The sequence below is a fragment of the Photobacterium sp. R1 genome (assembly GCF_054600795.1).
Genome location: NZ_BAAHZP010000165.1, coordinates 1 through 388, shown reverse-complemented (window position 1 = coordinate 388; position 388 = coordinate 1). Strand labels below are relative to the sequence as shown.

Sequence of the window (388 nt, the reverse complement as noted above, 5' to 3'; positions counted from 1 at the left end):
CTCAGCAGTTCGGGCAAATAAGGGGTCATCAGGACGCCAATGGCTGTACCGGCCAGCATCATGGGCAACACGGTACGCAGCAGGAATGAAACCTGTATGTGCTGTCTGAGCTTCCAGGCCAGCGGCGCCGTCATCAGCAGATTGAGCGGCACCAGAATATGCACCAGTGATTCTATATCCATCACCAGCGCGCCCAGCGACAGTGCCAGGACGATACTGCCAAACCCTGTCATGGCTTCAATGCCGAAGGCCAGTATAATCGCCAGGCCCAACCACACCAGTGTCATGGCTGCACCTCAAGTTCAGAGGCAAATTTCCGGCGCATCAGATGCAGGAAAACCCGAGGCAGCAAGCGGTAGAGCAAGCTGGAGAAATGGGTGAAGCGATC

At 56.2% G+C, this 388-nt stretch carries 1 protein-coding gene; it reads right to left on the bottom strand.

Annotation, left to right across the window (positions count from 1 at the left end):
- Positions 1–287, bottom strand: a 287-nt coding sequence (locus ACYP03_RS24495) for a hypothetical protein (protein WP_459782447.1), incomplete at its 3' end; no start/stop codon positions are given.
- Positions 288–388 lie beyond the last annotated feature (101 nt).